At 67.0% G+C, this 17,148-nt stretch carries 16 protein-coding genes; 10 read left to right on the top strand and 6 right to left on the bottom strand.

From position 1 onward, the window contains the following. The first annotated feature begins 76 nt into the window (after nt 1-76). The 3 genes from phoB to DFR24_RS09485 are packed head-to-tail and all read left to right on the top strand — an operon-like array spanning nt 77 to nt 3,175. On the top strand, nt 77-769 hold the full coding sequence (gene phoB / locus DFR24_RS09495) for a phosphate regulon transcriptional regulator PhoB (protein ID WP_133881020.1): 693 nt from the start codon (nt 77-79) through the stop codon (nt 767-769). A 26-nt stretch (nt 770-795) separates the two neighbouring features. Beyond that, the gene (gene phoR / locus DFR24_RS09490; protein ID WP_281280148.1) at nt 796-2,169 is read left to right on the top strand and encodes a phosphate regulon sensor histidine kinase PhoR; all 1,374 of its coding nucleotides are present in this window, start codon (nt 796-798) and stop codon (nt 2,167-2,169) included. Nucleotides 2,170-2,227: 58 nt separating this feature from the next. Then, the gene (locus DFR24_RS09485) at nt 2,228-3,175 is read left to right on the top strand and encodes a glutathione S-transferase family protein (protein ID WP_133881018.1); all 948 of its coding nucleotides are present in this window, start codon (nt 2,228-2,230) and stop codon (nt 3,173-3,175) included. On the opposite strand, the gene DFR24_RS09480 is transcribed toward DFR24_RS09485, so the two are convergent. Further along, nucleotides 3,172-4,143 carry an AraC-like ligand-binding domain-containing protein gene (locus DFR24_RS09480; protein ID WP_133881017.1) on the bottom strand — a complete coding sequence of 324 codons (972 nt, stop codon included), beginning with the start codon at nt 4,141-4,143 and terminating at the stop codon, nt 3,172-3,174. The two genes, DFR24_RS09485 and DFR24_RS09480, sit on opposite strands and share 4 nt — an antisense overlap. A 143-nt stretch (nt 4,144-4,286) precedes the next feature. On the opposite strand from DFR24_RS09480, the gene DFR24_RS09475 reads away from it, so the two are divergent. Beyond that, entirely contained in the window at nt 4,287-5,534 is a 1,248-nt protein-coding gene (locus tag DFR24_RS09475) for an acyl-CoA dehydrogenase family protein (RefSeq protein WP_133881016.1), read from the top strand. A 72-nt stretch (nt 5,535-5,606) separates the two neighbouring features. Further along, on the top strand, nt 5,607-6,278 hold the full coding sequence (locus DFR24_RS09470) for a peroxiredoxin-like family protein (RefSeq protein WP_133881015.1): 672 nt from the start codon (nt 5,607-5,609) through the stop codon (nt 6,276-6,278). A gap of 12 nt (nt 6,279-6,290) precedes the next feature. On the opposite strand, the gene DFR24_RS09465 is transcribed toward DFR24_RS09470, so the two are convergent. From DFR24_RS09465 to DFR24_RS09455, 3 genes are read right to left on the bottom strand one after another with little or no spacing between them, the layout of a single operon-like run. Next, nucleotides 6,291-6,779: a DUF6010 family protein gene (locus tag DFR24_RS09465; RefSeq protein ID WP_133881014.1), complete on the bottom strand. Its 489-nt coding sequence runs from the start codon at nt 6,777-6,779 to the stop codon at nt 6,291-6,293. Nucleotides 6,780-6,806: 27 nt separating this feature from the next. Further along, nucleotides 6,807-7,655 (bottom strand): archaetidylserine decarboxylase, encoded by an 849-nt coding sequence (gene asd, locus DFR24_RS09460; protein ID WP_133881548.1) that lies wholly within the window; start codon nt 7,653-7,655, stop codon nt 6,807-6,809. A gap of 20 nt (nt 7,656-7,675) precedes the next feature. Next, on the bottom strand, nt 7,676-8,314 hold the full coding sequence (locus tag DFR24_RS09455; protein ID WP_133881013.1) for an SCO family protein: 639 nt from the start codon (nt 8,312-8,314) through the stop codon (nt 7,676-7,678). A 107-nt stretch (nt 8,315-8,421) separates the two neighbouring features. On the opposite strand from DFR24_RS09455, the gene prmB reads away from it, so the two are divergent. The 4 genes from prmB (at nt 8,422) to DFR24_RS09435 (ending at nt 12,846) form a co-directional block, all read left to right on the top strand. Then, a complete protein-coding gene (prmB, locus tag DFR24_RS09450; RefSeq protein ID WP_246051576.1) occupies nt 8,422-9,357 on the top strand; it encodes a 50S ribosomal protein L3 N(5)-glutamine methyltransferase in 936 nt (311 codons plus the stop codon). Next, nucleotides 9,354-10,373: a cation diffusion facilitator family transporter gene (locus tag DFR24_RS09445; RefSeq protein ID WP_133881012.1), complete on the top strand. Its 1,020-nt coding sequence runs from the start codon at nt 9,354-9,356 to the stop codon at nt 10,371-10,373. Before prmB ends, DFR24_RS09445 begins: the two co-directional genes overlap by 4 nt. Before the next feature lie 65 nt (nt 10,374-10,438). Then, nucleotides 10,439-11,539: a chorismate synthase gene (gene aroC, locus DFR24_RS09440; RefSeq protein ID WP_133881011.1), complete on the top strand. Its 1,101-nt coding sequence runs from the start codon at nt 10,439-10,441 to the stop codon at nt 11,537-11,539. 113 nt (nt 11,540-11,652) lie between these two features. Next, complete coding sequence (locus tag DFR24_RS09435) at nt 11,653-12,846, top strand: MFS transporter (RefSeq protein ID WP_133881010.1); 1,194 nt, start codon at nt 11,653-11,655, stop codon at nt 12,844-12,846. A 20-nt stretch (nt 12,847-12,866) separates the two neighbouring features. Here the strand turns inward: DFR24_RS09435 and DFR24_RS09430 are convergent, their stop codons facing one another. Both DFR24_RS09430 and DFR24_RS09425 read right to left on the bottom strand, forming a co-directional pair. Next, nucleotides 12,867-13,355: a prepilin-type N-terminal cleavage/methylation domain-containing protein gene (locus DFR24_RS09430; RefSeq protein WP_162851122.1), complete on the bottom strand. Its 489-nt coding sequence runs from the start codon at nt 13,353-13,355 to the stop codon at nt 12,867-12,869. Between the two features lie 130 nt (nt 13,356-13,485). Continuing rightward, the gene (locus DFR24_RS09425; RefSeq protein WP_133881008.1) at nt 13,486-16,620 is read right to left on the bottom strand and encodes an EAL domain-containing protein; all 3,135 of its coding nucleotides are present in this window, start codon (nt 16,618-16,620) and stop codon (nt 13,486-13,488) included. Nucleotides 16,621-16,915: 295 nt separating this feature from the next. Between DFR24_RS09425 and DFR24_RS09420 the strand changes: the two genes are divergently transcribed. After that, complete coding sequence (locus DFR24_RS09420; RefSeq protein ID WP_133881007.1) at nt 16,916-17,140, top strand: hypothetical protein; 225 nt, start codon at nt 16,916-16,918, stop codon at nt 17,138-17,140. Nucleotides 17,141-17,148: the final 8 nt, after the last annotated feature.

Below are 17,148 nucleotides of genomic sequence, written 5' to 3'. Positions count from 1 at the left end.
TCTTCGATCCGCGTGGATTTTCAGGGGTCGCTGTAACATGGTCGAAATGTTCCAGACTTAAAGTTCTGTCATGGGCATGCAAGACAAACTCGTACTCGTCGTCGAAGACGAAGCTTCCATCCGGGAAATGGTGAAGTTCGCGCTCGAGCGGGCGAACTTCCGGGTGGCCACGGCGCCGAGCGCCGCCGATGCACGCATGTGCATCGCGGACGAACGTCCGGAACTGATCCTGCTGGACTGGATGATGCCGGGGGTCTCGGGAATCGAACTGGCCCGCGAACTCAAGGGCAGCGCGACGACCAAGGACATCCCGATCATCATGCTGACGGCGCGTGCCGAGGAAGAGGACAAGGTTCGCGGCCTCAACAGCGGATGCGACGACTACGTCTCCAAGCCTTTCTCCTTTCCTGAGCTGATTGCGCGAATCCACGCCGTGCTGCGTCGCGCAACGCCCGGCGGTGAAGACGAGAAGCTCGAAGTGGCGGGCCTGGAAGTGGACCACGCGAGCCAGCGCGTCAGCGCCAAGGGCGAGCCGATCCGCTTGGGTCCCACCGAATACCGGCTGCTGCACTTCTTCATCAGCCACCCCGAGCGCGTCTATACCCGTGAGCAGGTGCTCGACCGCGTCTGGGGCCAGAACATCTACGTCGAAGAGCGCACCGTCGACGTGCACATCCGCAGGCTGCGCAAGGCGCTGCAGCCGTTCGGCTTCGACAACATGATCCAGACCGTGCGCGGAACCGGGTATCGCTTCTCGGAGAAGTTCTGAACGACGCGCCGGCAAAGCCGCCGGCGGTGACCCCGCCGGACGGCAAGGAAAAGGTGCCGGTCTTCAGGGCGGTGCACCACGCGCTGCGGCGCGAGGTCTCGAAGATCGTCGGCATCTGCCTCGCGGGTGCCATCGTCGGCTGGCTCTTCGACCATGCCCTGCTTGGATATTCAGTCGCTGTCACGCTCTATCTCGGCATCCAGCTTCGTCATCTGAGGGCATTGCGCCAGTGGCTCGAGGCGCCCAAGTACGTCGAACTGCACGAACCCGGCGGCATCTGGGGTGATGTGTTCGAGAAGCTGCTGGACCTGCAGAAGCGCAATCGCAAGCGCAAGAGGAAACTCGCTGCGATCGTCTCCGAATTCCAGGCGTCGACCGCTGCGCTGCCCGACGGTGCGGTCGTGCTCGGCGAACGCGGCGAGATCGCATGGTTCAACAAGGCGGCGCAGGCGATGCTCGGACTGCGCGGGCAGCAGGACGTCGGCATCCGTATTCCCAACCTGATCCGCAATCCCGAATTCGCGCAGTACTTCACCGACAACGAGTACCTGGGTGAGGTCGAAGTCGCCTCGCCGATCAATCGCGGCGTGCGCATCGCGATGAAGATCATCCCGTATGGCAACAACCAGCGGCTGATGATCGTGCGTGATGTCTCGGAGCTGCGACGGCTCGAGACGGCGCGGCGCGATTTCGTCGCCAACGCCTCGCACGAACTGCGCACGCCGTTGACGGTGCTGCGCGGTTATCTGGACATGATCGAGCCGGAGTCGCGAGGCCCGGGTCCGCTCGCGCCCTGGCGGATGCCGCTCAACGAGATGCGTGCGCAGTCCACGCGCATGGAGTCGCTGATCAACGACATGCTCAAGCTGGCCAAGCTCGAATCCGACGTGGACGCCAAGCAGGAAGTGCTCGACGTGCCGTCGGTCCTGACGCGAGTGCTCGAGGAGGCGCGGGCGATGTCGCTCGGTTCGCACACGATCGAAGCGAGCATCGATCCCGAGCTGTTCCTGTTCGGTCGCGAGACCGAGGCGCAGAGCATCTTCTCCAACCTGGTGACCAATGCCATTCGATACACGCCGCCGCAGGGACGTATCGAGGTGCGGTGGTTCGGTGACGAAGAGGGCGCGCATTTCACCGTCACCGACAGCGGCATCGGGATCGCCGACGACGACATCCCGCGCCTGACCGAACGTTTCTATCGCGTCGACGTGGGCCGCTCGCGCGCCAGCGGCGGTACCGGGCTGGGCCTGTCGATCGTCAAGCACGCGCTGCAACGCCACGAAGGCCATCTCGAGATCCAGAGCCAGCTCGGGCAGGGAAGCACCTTCCTGTGCCATTTCCCGCCGCATCGCGTGCACCGCGCCGAAGAGCCGCCCGAGAAGTCCGCACTGGCCGGCTAGGGCACACGACCTGACGCCGCGGCTATGCTTCCGGTCCGACAAGAACGAGGAGCCGAGCATGAGCGCCAGCACGCCCATCTTTCACCACTACGCCGCGTCGCCCTTCTCCGAGAAGGTGCGCAAGGTGTTCGGGTACAAGCAGATGGCCTGGCAGTCGGTGCAGGCGCCGCCGGTGCTGCCCAAGCCGGACCAGATCGCGCTGACGGGGGGCTATCGCAAGGCGCCGATCCTGCAGGTCGGCCACGACGTGTACTGCGACACCAAGCTCATGTGCCGTGTCATCGACCGCCTGAAGCCGGAGCGCCCGCTGATCCCGCCGGGCGCCGAGGCCGCGACGCTGATGATCGAGCGCTGGGTGGACCAGACGTTGTTCTTCAACGCGGTGGCGCTGTTCTTTCAGCCGCAGGGCGTCGCCGCCTTCAGTTCGGCGTTGCCGCCCGGGATGCTCGATACGTTCCTGAAGGACCGTGCCGCGATGTTCGCGCAGGGCGGCACACTGCCAGGGCCGAATCTCGAGACCGCGCGCGCTGAACTGCCGGCTGTCTTCGCGACGATCGAGACGCAGCTCGGCGTGAAGCCCTTTCTGGGCGGCGACGCGCCGACGCAGATCGATTTCGCGGTCTACAACCCGATCTGGTTCATCTACACCAACGCCGGCATCAAGGCCGAATTGAAGGCGTTTCCGAAACTATGCGCGTGGGCGGATCGGATCCTGGCGTTCGGTGATGGTCCGTTCAGCGAGCTGGACGGTGCGGCGGCAGTCGAGCTGTGCCGGGCAACCCGAACATCGCAGCCGCCGCTGCCGGGAGCGCCGTTGGCGCTGCCGCAGGCGCGCCTCGGCGATCGCGTGAAGATCGGGGCGACGGACTACGCGCCCGACCAGGTCGAGGGCGAACTGGTGATTGCCAACGCCTTCGAGGTGGCGGTGCGGCGCGAGGATGCGCGGGCGGGGACGGTAATCGTGCATTTCCCGCCGGAGGCGTTCAGCGTCACCAAGGTCGGCTAGCCGTCGTCGGCCGGCGAAGTCGGGCGGCTCGACACATCACGACGCCACTCGCGCGGCGCCACGCCGTAGCGGCGATGGAACGCGCGGCCGAAGTACGACAGATCGCCGAAGCCGCTGCGCAGCGCGGCCTCGGTGACGCGGATCGACGGATCGGCGAGCAGCAGCCGGGCGGCGGTCTCGAGCCGGTTCTCGAGCACCGTCTGCGCGAACGACGACGACTGTTCGCCGAACACGTCGTGGACGTAGCGCGGCGAAACGCGAAAGCGCGCCGCCACGGATGCGACCGACAGGTCGGGGTTCGCGCTGTTCGCGTTCACGTGATGCACGATCGAAGCACGGAACGCGCGGCGCGCATCCTCGCGAGCGCCATCCGTAGCCTGCGTGGCGCCGAGCACGGAGACCGAGATCAGGCTCGCCAGGGTATCGGCGAGCGTCGCGGCCACGGCGGGCGAGGCGGTGGGGGCGCACTGCAGCACGCCGGCCATATGCGCGGTGGCGAGTTGTCCGAGCGCATTGGATGAACTCACGAGGCGCGCCGTCGCCTTGCGCGGGTCCGCGATCAGCGGCGTCAGCTGGTGATGCGGAATCCGGAACGACACGGTCCGGAAGGTTTCGAGGAAGCGCAACGAGTACGGACGCGTCGTATCGACCAGGTAGAAGCTCCCGGGCTTCACGTGAATGCGGCGCCCGTCCTGCTCGACCTCGCAATCGCCGGCGACCTGCAGGTTGGCGAAATAGAACTCGTCGGCGCGCCGACGGATCTGCTCGCGACCACGGGTCACGAGCTGCGAGAACGAGGACAGTTCCGCCGCGTTGACGTCCGCTAGCTCGTGCAGCGTCACCGTGCTGCGGTAATCCGTGCGGTCCTGCGGCGTGGAGTCGAGCGCGGTGAAGGCCTCGCACAGCACGTCGCGCCAGTAGCCGAACCGGTGGTTGGCCGACAGGTGGTGGGTGTCCCAGGTCTTCATGCTGCCCCCGGTGGGTACGGACGCGCTGCGCGGAAAGTCGAGTCGCCGTGCGCGATTGGACGAGTGGCCGTCCGGATGCAGCGCTAGGCTTCGACTGGCGTAAGTTTAAGCACACTGCATACCACCGACGACAGGAGCCCGCCATGGCCATCGATTTCACGCTCAGCCCCGAACAGAAGGCCCTGCAGGCCGGTGCCCGCGCCTTCGGCAAGGAAGTGCTGACCAAGGTTCGAGGTGTCATCGATCCGTTGCCGCGTCCCGAGCAGCGATTCTTCGCGACGCAGCCGTTCTATGCGCAGATGGCGCAAGCCGGCTTCGTGCACGCGCTGTTCCCGAAGGAATATGGCGGCGGGGGCATGTCGGCGCTCGATTTCGCGCTGGCGGCCGAGGAACTCAGCGCCGTGGACATCAACGTGCCGACGACCCTGCTCGGCACCGGGCTGGGCATGGAGCCGATCCTGGGCTACGGCACGCACGAGCAGAAGAAGAAGTGGATCGGCGAGATCCTCGAAAAGCCGGGCGAGCGGCTCGCCTCGTTCGCGTTCACCGAGGTCGGCGGCAGCGCCAACTTCGACAACCCGGATCCCACCGCCGGCGTGCAGACCTTCGCCCGTCTCGAGGGCGACGAGTGGGTCATCAATGGCAAGAAACACTTCACCACCAACGGCAGCGGTTGGGATGGCAAGGGCGCGCAGCTCCTGACCGTGGTCTGCCGCACCGATCCGAACAAGCCGCCGGCGGAGTCGCTCGCGGTCATCGTCGTGCCGGGTTCGTCCAAGGGGCTCGAGGTCGTCAGCTACCTGGATACCGCGGGTCATCGCGCGGTCGCCTCGCCGCGCATCCACTTCAACGACGTCCGCGTCCCTGCCGGCAACATCCTGGGCAAGCCCGGCGACGGCGCCAAGATCTGCCAGCACGCGTTCTCGTGGACGGCGGCGCTGATCGGCGCCGCCTGCACCGGCGTGATGCGCGCCGCGTTCGACATCGCGTTCGAGTTCGCCAAGACCGACAAGCGCAATGGCCCGGTGCCGGTAATCGAGTACCAGAACGCGGGCTACATGCTCGCCGACCTCAAGATGCGCATCGAGGCGGCGCGCTATCTCACCTGGAAGGCCTGTCACCAGCTCGACATCACCGATCGCCGCAGCGACGAGCTCGCGATCATGACCAAGGTCTATTCCTCCGAGCTGTGCGTGCAGGTCGTCTACGACGCGATGCGCCTGGTCGGCGTGAACAGCTACAGCGACCTGAGCCCGCTGTCCGGACTGATCCAGGACGCGCTGTGCTTCCCGCTGTACGACGGCGGCAACATGGGTGTTCGGCGTCGCCAGCTCCACCGCAAGTTCCAGGCCGAGGGTTACGACCCGATGGCCTCGGCCGAAGGCCGGTAACGAGTTCCTTGCGGGCTCCACGAGCGCTGTTGCGATGGCGCTCCGTCCGGTGCCTGTGTGCTGGAGGCAAGCGTGACCCTTCAATCCCGGCTCGACGCCTTCAAGTCCGACTTCGAGGGCGGCAAGCCTCCGTACAACATGAAGCGCGAGCACATCGAGACGATGCATCGCGCCACCGCGGCGTTGAAGGCATCCGGCGCGGCGGCGCTCGCCAGGAAGGTCGGCGACCGCGCGCCTGCGTTCGACTTGCCGGATGCCGACGGCAACGTGGTCTCGTCGGCCGAACGGCTCGCACGCGGCCCGCTGATCGTGACGTTTTATCGCGGCGTCTGGTGCCCTTACTGCAACTTCGAGCTGCAGGCCTTGCAGGCCCTGTTGACGACTTACGAACGCCTGGGCGCGAGCCTCGTCGCGATCTCTCCGCAGACACCGGCGAACAGCCGCAAGTCGATGCGGCAGAACCAGGTCGGCTTCCCGATCCTGTCGGACGCTGGCGGCGCGGTCGGCGCCGCTTTCGGGCTGCGCTTCGCGCTGCCGCAGGACCTGCGCGACCTGTACCAGGGCGCCAGGATCGACCTGCCGGCGTTCAACGAGGATCCGTCGTGGACGTTGCCGATGCCGGCGCGCTACGTCATCGCGCAGGACGGCACGATCGTCTACGCCGAGGTCAACCCGGACTACACGCGGCGTCCGGAGCCGGAAGCCCTGCTCGGCGTGCTGGATCGGGCCGTGCAGTCGGCCTGAATAGGTGACGTCCTAGGCCGTCGCGAGACCCTGACGTGCCCAGGCCGACGACCATGCCTGGCGCCTCGTCCAGAAATATCCGGCGATGCAGAAGTCGAACATGGCGCAGAACACGCCGTAGGCCAGCGGCACGTCCGTCGATTGCCCGGGTTCGAACGCACGCCATCCGCCGTGGGCCTGCAGTTCGTGCAGGCCGTCCCAGAGACCGTGCAGCGGGTAGCCGATGATCAAGGCCATCGGCACGCGCGCGCCGATCACGGCCAGCGCCGTGAAGGCGAGGACCGCGTACGTCTCCAGGCGCCACGCCGCATCGGCGCGAAAGTACGCCGTGAACGCGAGATAGAACGCGGCGATGGCGACGAAGAAGCCGGCGTAGAAGAGTTGCTCGGCGCGCGGACCGAACAGTTTCCGCGATATGACCGCAGATCCAGTGGCCGCGAGCACGCCCACCGATGCGTACAGCACGACGATCATCACGAACCCGACGACGCTCGCATCCATCCGTTTCTCCCCGTCCCCACACCCGCGCTACAAGAGTTTTCCGATCCCCTGACCCATGCGCACCGTCACCGACGGTCCGAAGGCCTCTCCCCACTCGATCTTGCCCGGCGGCAGCAGCAACACGACGGTGGAGCCCATGTTGAAGCGGCCCATCTCTTCGCCGCGATCGAGCTCGACCCTGCGTCCCGAGGACCAGCGTCCCAGCCCGCTGCGGATATGCGGCGGCGTGATCTGCCCGGCCCAGACGGTCTCCATGCTGCCGACGTTGAGCGCGCCGACCAGGACCAGCGCGAACGGGCCGGACGCGGTGTCGAACATCGTCACGACGCGCTCGTTGCGCGCGAACAGCCGCGGCATCGCGCGCGCGGTCGCGGGGTTCACGCTGAACAGCCGGCCCGGCACCAGCAGCCATTCCTTCAGCAGGCCCGCCAGCGGCATGTGGATGCGGTGGTAGTTGTACGGCGCCAGATAGATCGTGCAGAAGCTGCCGCCGATGAAGGGCCGCGCCAGCTCCGCGTCACCGAGCAGCTCGGACGCCGTGAAGCTCTGGCCCTTGGCCTGGAAGATGCGCTCGCCGTCGATCGTCCCGAGCTGGCTGACGGTGCCGTCCACCGGCGAGATCAGCGTGCACGGATCAGGATCGAGCGGCCTTGCGCCGTCTTTCAGTGCACGCGTGAAGAACGCGTTGAAGTGGCGATAGTCCTCCGGCTGGCCGTGCTCGGCCTCGTCCAGCGTCACCTGGAAGGCTTCCATGAAGCGGCGGATGAAGGCGTTCTTGAAACCCGGCGACTCGATGCGCGTGAGCTTGAACACCAGCCAGGAAATGAAGCGCGTCGGCAGGCAGAGCTGCAGCAGCGCGAACGCGCGATCGGACAGCGTGGCGGCAGTGACGGCCATCAGAGCGTTCCCGACGGTTCGATCAGGGTGCCCAGATCCGCCACCAGCTCATCGACCTTCAGCGGCTGCGTGAAATAGCCGGCGACCTGGGCCTGCGGGTTGATCAGGATCAGCGCGGAGGAATGGTCGATGGAATAAGTCTCGGGCGTGGCGCCGGGGCTCTTCATGTAGATGAAGCCCATCGCGGAGCCCAGCTTGTCGAGTTCCTCTTTGGGTCCCGTCGCACCGACGAAGGCGGGATCGAAGTGGGTGACGTAGCTGGCGATGATCGGCGGCGTGTCGCGCTCCGGATCGACCGAAAGGAAGAGAACCTGCAGCGGCTTGTTCTGGGTGGCGAGCGTGCTGTGCACGGCCTTGAGCTTGGCCAGCGTGTTCGGGCACACGTCCGGGCAGTGCGTGAAGCCCACGAAGATCACGCTCCACTGGCCGTTCAGGCCGGCCTTGGTGAACGGCTGGCCGCCACCGCCGGTCAGGGCGAACTCGGGAATCGCGCGCGGGGAGGGCAGCAGGGTGCCGGAGGCGATCTGCACGCCGGCCGGCTGGTCGGGCTTGAACACGAAGTTCGCGACGACGAGGCCGGCGATGGCCGCGATCGCCGCGATGACGCCGAGGGTGAGGGCTTTGACGGGGCTGGACATTCGTAAGGAACAGGGCTGCGATTCGGGGCCCGGCGGCCGTCCACGGGACGACTGGCAAGCGGGCAAGGGGAGCGGGTGGGCATAATTTGCCGCCCGCGCATTTTCTCATGTCGATGCCTCTACCGTCCGTGCCCTCCCTGGAGCTTCCGTCCGACCTGTCGGCCCTGGCCACCGTGCGCGACTGGGTGCGCTGGGCGGCGAGCCGGTTTCGCGAAGCGGGCCTCACGTTCGGTCATGGGACGGACAACGCGCTGGACGAGGCGTTCCACCTGGTACTGCACGCGCTGCACCTGCCGTACGACCTGCCGGCGCTCTATCTCGAGACGAACCTGTCGGCCTCCGAGCGCGCCGCCGTGCATGCGCTGCTGCGCCGTCGACTGGACACGCGCGAACCGGCGGCCTACCTGATCGGCGAGATCGAGTTCGCCGGCTATCCCTTCTACGTCGACGAGCGCGTGCTGGTGCCGCGCTCGCCGATCGCCGAACTGATCGAGCGAGGCTTCGCGCCCTGGCTCGATGAACCGCCCAAGACCGTGCTCGACCTGTGCGCGGGCTCCGGCTGCATCGGCATCGCCTGCGCGCTGCATTTCGAATGCGACGTGACGCTGGGCGAGATCGATGCGGGCGCGCTGGAAGTCACCGCCCGCAACATCGCGCGGCACGCCGTCGGCGAGCGCGTGAAGGCGGTCAAGGGCGATCTGTTCGCGGGTCTGAAAGGCCGGCGCTTCGACCTGATCGTCAGCAATCCGCCGTACGTGCCGACGAGCGAGTGGGAAGCGCTGGCCGACGAATATCGCCGCGAGCCGCGGCTGGCGCTGGACGCCGGCAGCGACGGCATGGACATCGTGGCGCGCATCCTGCGCGAGGCGCCCGAGTATCTCGAGCGGGACGGCCTGCTGATTTGCGAGGTCGGCGGCAGCGTCGAGGAATTCGAGGCGCGCTGGCCGCGCCTGCCGGTCACCTGGATCCACTTCCAGCGCGGCGGTGACGGCGTGTTCAGCATTGGTCGCGAGGCCCTGCAGAAGGCGAGATCGACGCTGTGAGCGCGGGGCACCACGGCCACGACCATGGGCACGATCACGGTCCTGCGGCCGGCTGCGGCCACGACCACGGGTCCGGCCAAGGGCACAGCCATGGTCATGGTCATGATCATGGTCACGACCATGGACATGACCACGGCGACCAGGGCGCCGGCCGGCTCAAGCTGGCGCTGGCGATCACTGCCACGATCATGCTGGTCGAGGCCGTCGGCGGCTGGTGGACCAACTCGCTCGCGCTGATCGCGGATGCCGGCCACATGCTGGCCGATGCCGGCAGCCTGCTGCTGGCGGTGCTGGCCCTCGCGCAGGCGGCCAAGCCGGCCGATGCGCGTCACAGCTACGGTCGCGGCCGCTTCCCGGTGCTGGCCGCGTTCTCCAACGGCCTGTTGCTGCTCGGCGTCAGTGCCTGGATCTCGATCGAGGCGGTGCAGCGCCTGCTGACGCCCGAACCGGTCGAAGGCCTGGCGCTGGCGGGCGTGGCGCTGATCGGGCTCATCGCCAACCTCGCGGCCTTCCTGCTGCTGCATGGCGGCCACGAGCACGACCTGAACCGGCGCGGCGCGGTAGCCCACGTGCTGTCCGACCTGCTCGGTTCGGTGGCGGCGCTGATCGCCGGCCTGATCATCTGGCAGACCGGCTGGCTGCGCGCCGACCCGCTGCTGTCGGTGCTCGCGGCGCTGCTGATCCTGCGCACCGGCATCCGGGTCACGCGCGAATCCGCCCACGTGCTGCTCGAAGGCGCGCCGCCGGGCCTGAACCTGCCCGGCGTCGTCAGCGAACTGCCGCGCGCGGTCGCGGGCATCCAGAGCGTGCACCACGTCCACGCCTGGTCGATCACGCCGGGCGAGAACCTGATGACCTTGCACGCAGTGCTGGCGCCTGCGGCCGACGCCGACCAGACGCTGTCACGCATCCGCAACTGGCTGCGCGACACCCACCGGATCGGCCACGTCACGGTGCAGGTCGAGCGCCAGGACTGCGAGGTCAGCGCGGATTGCGGGGCGGATGAGCGACAATAGCGGGCAGGGGCCGGTGCTTTTGTGCCGCGAACCCCGTCCTCTTTCGGCAGCTCCGTCCTCGTTCCATGTCCGGTAACACCTTCGGCCGTTCGTTCTGCGTCACCAGCTTCGGCGAAAGCCACGGCATCGCCATCGGCTGCGTCGTCGACGGCTGCCCGCCGGAACTGGAACTGACCGAGGCCGACCTGCAGCCCGACCTCGACCGCCGCAAGCCGGGCACGTCGAAGTACGTCACGCAGCGCAAGGAAGACGACGTGGTGCGCATCCTGTCCGGCGTGTTCGAAGGGCGCACCACCGGTACGCCCATCGCGCTGCTGATCGAGAACAAGGATCAGCGCAGCTACGACTACGAGAAGATCAAGCAGACCTTCCGCCCCAATCACGCCGACTACGCCTACGTGCAGAAGTACGGCGTGCGCGATCACCGCGGTGGCGGGCGCAGCTCGGCGCGCGAGACTGCGGTGCGCGTCGCGGCCGGTGGTATCGCCAAGAAGTGGCTGCGGCAGAAGTTCGGTATCGAAGTCCGCGGATATGTCGCGCAGATCGGTCCGCTCGAGCTGGCGCTGAAGGACTGGAGCGCCGTCGAGCGCAATCCGTTCTTCTGCGCCGATCCGTCGCGCGTTCCCGAACTCGAGCAGTTCATCGACAGCCTGCGTTCGGAAGGCGATTCGGTGGGCGCGCGCGTGAGCGTGGTCGCCTCGAACATGCCGGTCGGTCTGGGCGAGCCGGTGTTCGACCGGCTCGACGCCGAGCTCGCGCATGCGCTGATGGGCATCAATGCGGTCAAGGGTGTCGAGATCGGCGACGGCATGCGCGTGGCCGGCCTTCGCGGCACCGAGCATCGCGACCAGATGACGCCGCAGGGCTTCCTGTCGAATCATTCCGGCGGCATTTCCGGCGGCATCAGCACCGGCCAGGATCTGGTCTGCTCGATCGCCATCAAGCCGACGTCCAGCATCACGACCCCCGGCAAGTCGATCGACGAGGAAGGCAAGGCCGTCGACATGCGCACGACCGGACGTCACGACCCCTGCGTGGGGATCCGCGCCGTGCCGATCGCCGAGGCGATGGTGGCGCTGGTGCTGATGGACCACGCGCTGCGCCATCGCGCGCAGAACGCGGATGTCGTCGCCGACACGCCGCGGATTCCGGGATCGGCGGCGTAGGGCGAAAGGTTCACCGCAAAGGCGCAAAGGAAAAAGAAGGGTCGCAAAGGTTTTGTGATTTTTCTTTTCTCTGCACCCTCTCTTTTTCCTTTGCGCCTTTGCGGTAAAAGAGCTTGATCTCCACTCCCGGCCTCCACGCGAAGCTCTCCGGCTTCTACTTCGTCTACTACGTCGCCGTCGGCGCGTTCATTCCGTTCTGGCCGCTGTACCTGCATTCGCTGGGCTACACGGCCGCGCAGATCGGCATGGCGCTGGCCACCACCGGGCTCGTGCGCGTCGTGGTGCCGATCGCCTGGGGCTGGGTCATGGATCGCAGCGGCCGGCGCATGCCGTGGATCGCGGGCGGCATGGCCGTGTCGGCGATCCTCTTCGGTCTGGTGCCGTGGTCGCCGAGCTTCGCGGTGCTGATCGCGCTGCATGCGGCCTACGCGGTGTTCTGGAACGTGGCCCTGCCGGCGTTCGACGTCGTGACGCTCAATCACCTGGCCCGCACGGGGCGCGACTACGCGCGCATCCGTCTGTGGGGAAGCGTCGGCTTCGTGCTGTCAGTGGCCGCGCTCGGCCCGATCCTGGATGTCACCGGCGTCGAACCCGTGCCCTGGGTCGTGGTGGCCGGCATGCTCGGCATGGTCTGGCTCGCGCTGTACGTGCCCGACGTGCAGGACATCCGGCCGCCGGATTCCTCACTCGAAGGATTCCTGGCCCGGGCGCGCAAACCGGCGGTGCTGGCCCTGTTGACGACCTGCTTCCTGTCGCAGCTTTCGTTCGCCCCGTTCTACGCATTCTTCTCGATCTACCTGGAACAGCATGCGTACTCGCGCAGCGTCATCGGTGCGCTGTGGGCGCTGGGCGTCGTCGCGGAAGTGATTGTCTTTCTCTACACCGGCCGCATCATCCGCCGCTTCGGCGCGCGGCCGGTGCTGGTGGCCACGCTGCTGTGCTCGGCGTTGCGCTGGGCCCTGCTGGCGCTGTTCGTCGACATCCGCACGCTCCTGGTCATCAGCCAGGTGATGCACTTCATGAGCTTCGCCGTGTACCACGCGGTGACCGTGCATTACATCCACGAGCTGTTCCCGGGACGCATGCAGGGTCGCGGTCAGGCACTGCTGGCCGCGGTGAGCTTCGGGTTGGGCGGTGGAATCGGCAGTCTGGTCACCGGCGCGGCCTGGGACTCTCTCGGGCCGACCACGGTCTACCTCGCCGCCACGACTGTCGCGATGATCGGCGGCTGCGTGGCCCTGTACGCGCCGCGGCTGGACCGGCATGCGCAGCCGGTGGTCAAGGAATCGGCCAGCCTCGAAGCCTGATGCTCGGTTCCCGAAGCGTCCTACCTGCAGCGCGTGGCGTCCGCTTTCGAGGCGTCGACCGTCCCTGTGGTGGCGGTGTAGGTCACGATGCAACCGGTGCCCGGATTCAACGAGATCGGGCGGAAGGTCGACGTCGATCCGCTGTGGGCGACCTCGAAACCCTCGAGGTTGAGCAGAGCGGCTTCGATGCCCGTTTCCGACGCCGCCGGATATCCGTTGACGAGGCGGATCTTCGTCCCTTCGAGCTCGACCGATCCGTCCGCTCCGGTCTGTCCTTGTGTCACCGCCAGTTCGTGAACCATCGTGGAGGAGCTCTGAAGGCTGCTGGCGAGCCCCAGCATCGTGGCGACGCGCGCGTCGATATCGACGCTGGCGAAGCGGGGGATCGCGAACGCCGCCAGGATGCCGGCGATGAGCAGGACCACGATCAGTTCGATCAGCGTGAATCCTCGTCGCGACGGGTTCACGGCGCCGGCATGGCGAGCGATTTCGTTTCTGCAGAAAAACACGGGCGCTCTCCAGCGTCGATTCCAACGGCGACCGCAGCGTAACCCAGGGGGAGATCCTGGCCGACCCGCTGTATGCGTCAGTCGACAGATGACGCGGGAGTCGGCTCGCTGCGGGAGACGAAGAATCGCTTCACGCGATATCGAGGACCTGCTCGATCGGTTTCGGAAGGCCGAAATGCCAGCCCTGGCCGTAATCGACGCCGATCTCGCGCAACGCCCTGAGGATGGCCTCGTCCTCGATCCATTCGGCGATGACGGTGACCTTCATCATGCGTGCGAACTCGGTGAAGCTGCGGCATACCGCCGCGTCGAGCGGCAGCGCCACGCTCTTCACGAAGCAGCCGGCGATCTTGAGATAGTCGACGCGCAGCTCCTTGAGATAGCCGAACGAAGACATGCCCGTGCCGAAGTCGTCGAGCGCGAACGTGCACCCGCGATCGTACACATCGTCCATCAGTTTCTTCGCGCGCCCGAGCGATGTCACAACGGCGCTCTCGGTCACCTCGAACACGATCTGCGGTGTCAGGTTGGCGTGCTGCCGAAGTTTCTCGAGCAGGAATTCCCGGAACGATTCGTCGCCCAGGCTCTGTCCCGAGAGATTGATGAACAACAGCGGGCGCGTGGAACGTCCGAGCGCGTGCTCGCGTTGCAGCGCATCGAGCGCAGCGGTGACGACCCACTGATCGATGCGGTTCATCAACTGGTAGCGCTCGGCGGCCGCAAGAAACTCGTCGGGCAACGCGATGCTGCCGTCGGGCTGGATCATGCGGACCAGCGCCTCGCAGGCGTTGAGCTGAGGAGCATTCGGCGCCACCGGCGAGATGCCCTGGGCGTAGAGCACGAACTGGCTGTTCTCGACGGCGTCCTTGAGCCGCGTCGCCCAACGCATCTGCTTGAGCTGCTCTTGCAGATCCTTGTCCGCGGCGCTGTAGAGATGCACGCGATTGCGGCCGAGATCCTTGGCCATGTAACAGGCGGCGTCGGCCAGGGCGAGGGCTTCGTCGACGCTGCCGTCGACGTTCTCCAGCATCGCGATGCCGATGCTCGCCTCGACACTGAAACTCTGCCCGTTCCACTGGAAGCGCACGGCGGCGACCTTGGCCCGCAGCGCGTTGGCGATGTCGATGGCCCTCTCGGGCGGGCAGTCGTCCAGCAGCACGCCGAACTCGTCGCCGCCCAGGCGCGCGAGCGTGTCGGTGGGACGCACCTGGCTGCGCAGCGCCTCCGCCACGTTGCGCAGCATGCGGTCGCCCGCGTGATGGCCGCAGGTGTCGTTGAGCAGCTTGAACTGGTCGAGGTCGACGTAGCAGAGCGCGTAGCGGCTGCGTCTGCCTTGCGCAGTGGCCAGGGCTTCGAGCAGGCGGCGCGAGAATTCACGACGATTGATCAGGCCGGTCAGATCATCGTGCGAAGCCTGGTCGGCGAGGATCTTGGTGAGCTGGCGCAGGTCGGAGACATCGCGCATCACCAGCACCGAGCCGCGCTGTCCGTCGCCGCTTTCGGACTGGTTCTGCGACAGCGTGACCTCGACGTTTCGCCATCGGCCCTGCGGCGTGGTCAGGTTGGCCACCGTGCCGTTGTCGCCGGCGGCGGCCAGGGTGTCGAGCAGCGGCGTGGCCAGCAACTCCTCGCTGTCCGGGTCGCTCAGCACCACGACGTCCTCGAGCGCGCTGCCATTGGCCAGCGCCAGCGGAATGCCGGTCATGCGCTGCGCCGCCGGATTGATGAACCGCACGGTTCCTGCGTGATCGACCGCGACGATGCCGTCGTGGATCGAACTCAGGATGAGCTGGAGGTTCTGTTTTTCGTCGGCGAGCGTCTGTTCGAGTGCACGCTGTTCGCTGACGTCGAACAGTGTGAGCAGCAGCGCCGCGCCGCCGCGGTATTCGATGCGTGCGATGTGCAGGCGCGCCCAGTACAAGGTGCCGTTCTGACGGCGGCCGCGCAGCTCCTCGCCCTCGCTGTCTTCCACCGAGCCGCGCGCCATCGCCTGCTCGAAGCGTTCGCGCCAGCTTTCGTGAAACAGGTCCGCGAGCGAACGGCCGCGCAGTTCGTCTTTGTCGTAGCCGGTCAGGCGCGAGGCGAAGGCGTTGCTGTAGAGGACGCCTTCGCGGACCACGAAGATCGCCACGCCCGACGATTCGGCCAGCACGCGGAAGCTGCGCTCTCGCTCGCGCATGTCGATCTCGGCCTGGCGCACACGGCCCAGGAGCTGGCCCAGGCCCAGCGACATGCGGCCCAGCTCGTCACCGCGCTCTCCGTCGGCCAGCATCGCCTGCTCGACCGCCTCGGTTCCACCGGGAAGGCGGACGTCGAGTTTCTTCGTCAGGCTGGTCAGACGTCGGAGCAGGCTGCGATCGAGGAACAACCAGGTCCCCAGCATCAGCACGACGAAGCCGACGAGGCTGGCCAGTCTCAGGTCGGCGCTGCTGCGCTGGCCGCGTTCGAGGATGGAGTCCTGCAGGCGCACGCACAGATGCTGGGGCTGCACGTTCAGCGTGGGAGACAGGCGCGTGCAGGCCTGCATGGGACGATCCGGTTCGTTCAGGGGTGGTGCCTCGCCATGGACGATGGTGATGCGTGTGCCGGAGAGCTCGTCGAGCGCGCTCATCGCGGCTTCGTCGAAATTGCGTCCGATCACGACCACCGGTCCGGTCGGATCGTCGCCGAGCCGGGCGCCCGCGACGGCGAACAGTCCGCCGGGCACGACGTTCCATCCGCTCTGCGAAGCAAGATCGGCGGCGCGCAGGGTCGCTGCGTGCTGGGCGAGCAGGGTCATTTCCACGTCGGTGGGCTGGCGTCCCCAGCCGGTCGCCTTGTCGTACGCCAGTGCCAGCAGCACGGCGCCGTCGCCGCCGAGCACCACGGCCGCGTCGTATCCCACGTCGAGCTGATTCGCCGTGCGCAGGCGTTCGCGCAGCCACTCGGCATCGGCCTCGGTCGGGATCATGAGCCGCTGCGACGCGGTGGCCAGATCGATCGCCAGACCTTCCATCGGGCGCACGAAGCGGTCGAGCGACAGGCGGATCAGGCGCAGGCTCGCCTGCACCTGGCTCTGCTCGAGCCGGGCGAAGTCGCGCAGCACGTAGGTATTGATCAGCGTCGACTGGCCGAAGATGCCCACGACGACCAGGGTCGCCATGACCATGAGCAGGCGGGCGCGCTGGCTGGTCCGCCCCGCTCCGGACAGCGAGATCCGGTTGGCTCCTGCGTCGGCAGCGTTGAGCTTGCCGTTCCCCGTGACGGCTTTATCGACCATTTTCATTCCTTGATCGTTTGCGCGTCGGCGTGGTCTTGGCCGTTCTGCGACATCGCAGCCGTAAGCTACGCGAGCGCGGCAGGATCGACAATAGAAATCGGGGGTTGCACCAACATCCTCGTGCAGATCGGGTCTTCCCCGCGACGGCCGAAAGAGAGGTCGCAAGAGCCGACGCCGCCGTCATGAACGAGCGGCCGCCGCTGCAGCGCCCACGCGCCGCGAACGACGCATCGCCTTTGGCATTCCCGGGACACGGGCCGATAATCGCCGCCCTGCTTTCGCTATCCGAGAACCCTCGCGCATGAGCCGACCGCTGATCGATGCCCTGCGTGCCGAGCTCGGACCTGGCGGCAACAAGCTGCCGGATCTTTCCTCGGTGCCCGATCCGGCGCTGGAGACGTTCGTCGCAGCGGTGCGGGCCGCCAAGCGTCAGCAGCGCAAGATGCTGGAAGACTCGGCCGAGCATTCGCTGCGCCTGGTCCCGATGCTGTTGCGTCCCGCGGTTCGCAAGATCCTGTTCGGGTGAGGCCGGGT

The sequence above is a fragment of the Panacagrimonas perspica genome, from assembly GCF_004364935.1.
Classification (GTDB): domain Bacteria; phylum Pseudomonadota; class Gammaproteobacteria; order Nevskiales; family Nevskiaceae; genus Panacagrimonas; species Panacagrimonas perspica.
The sequence above is the reverse complement of the archived record's forward strand: the minus strand, read 5'-3'. Positions and strand labels throughout refer to the sequence as shown.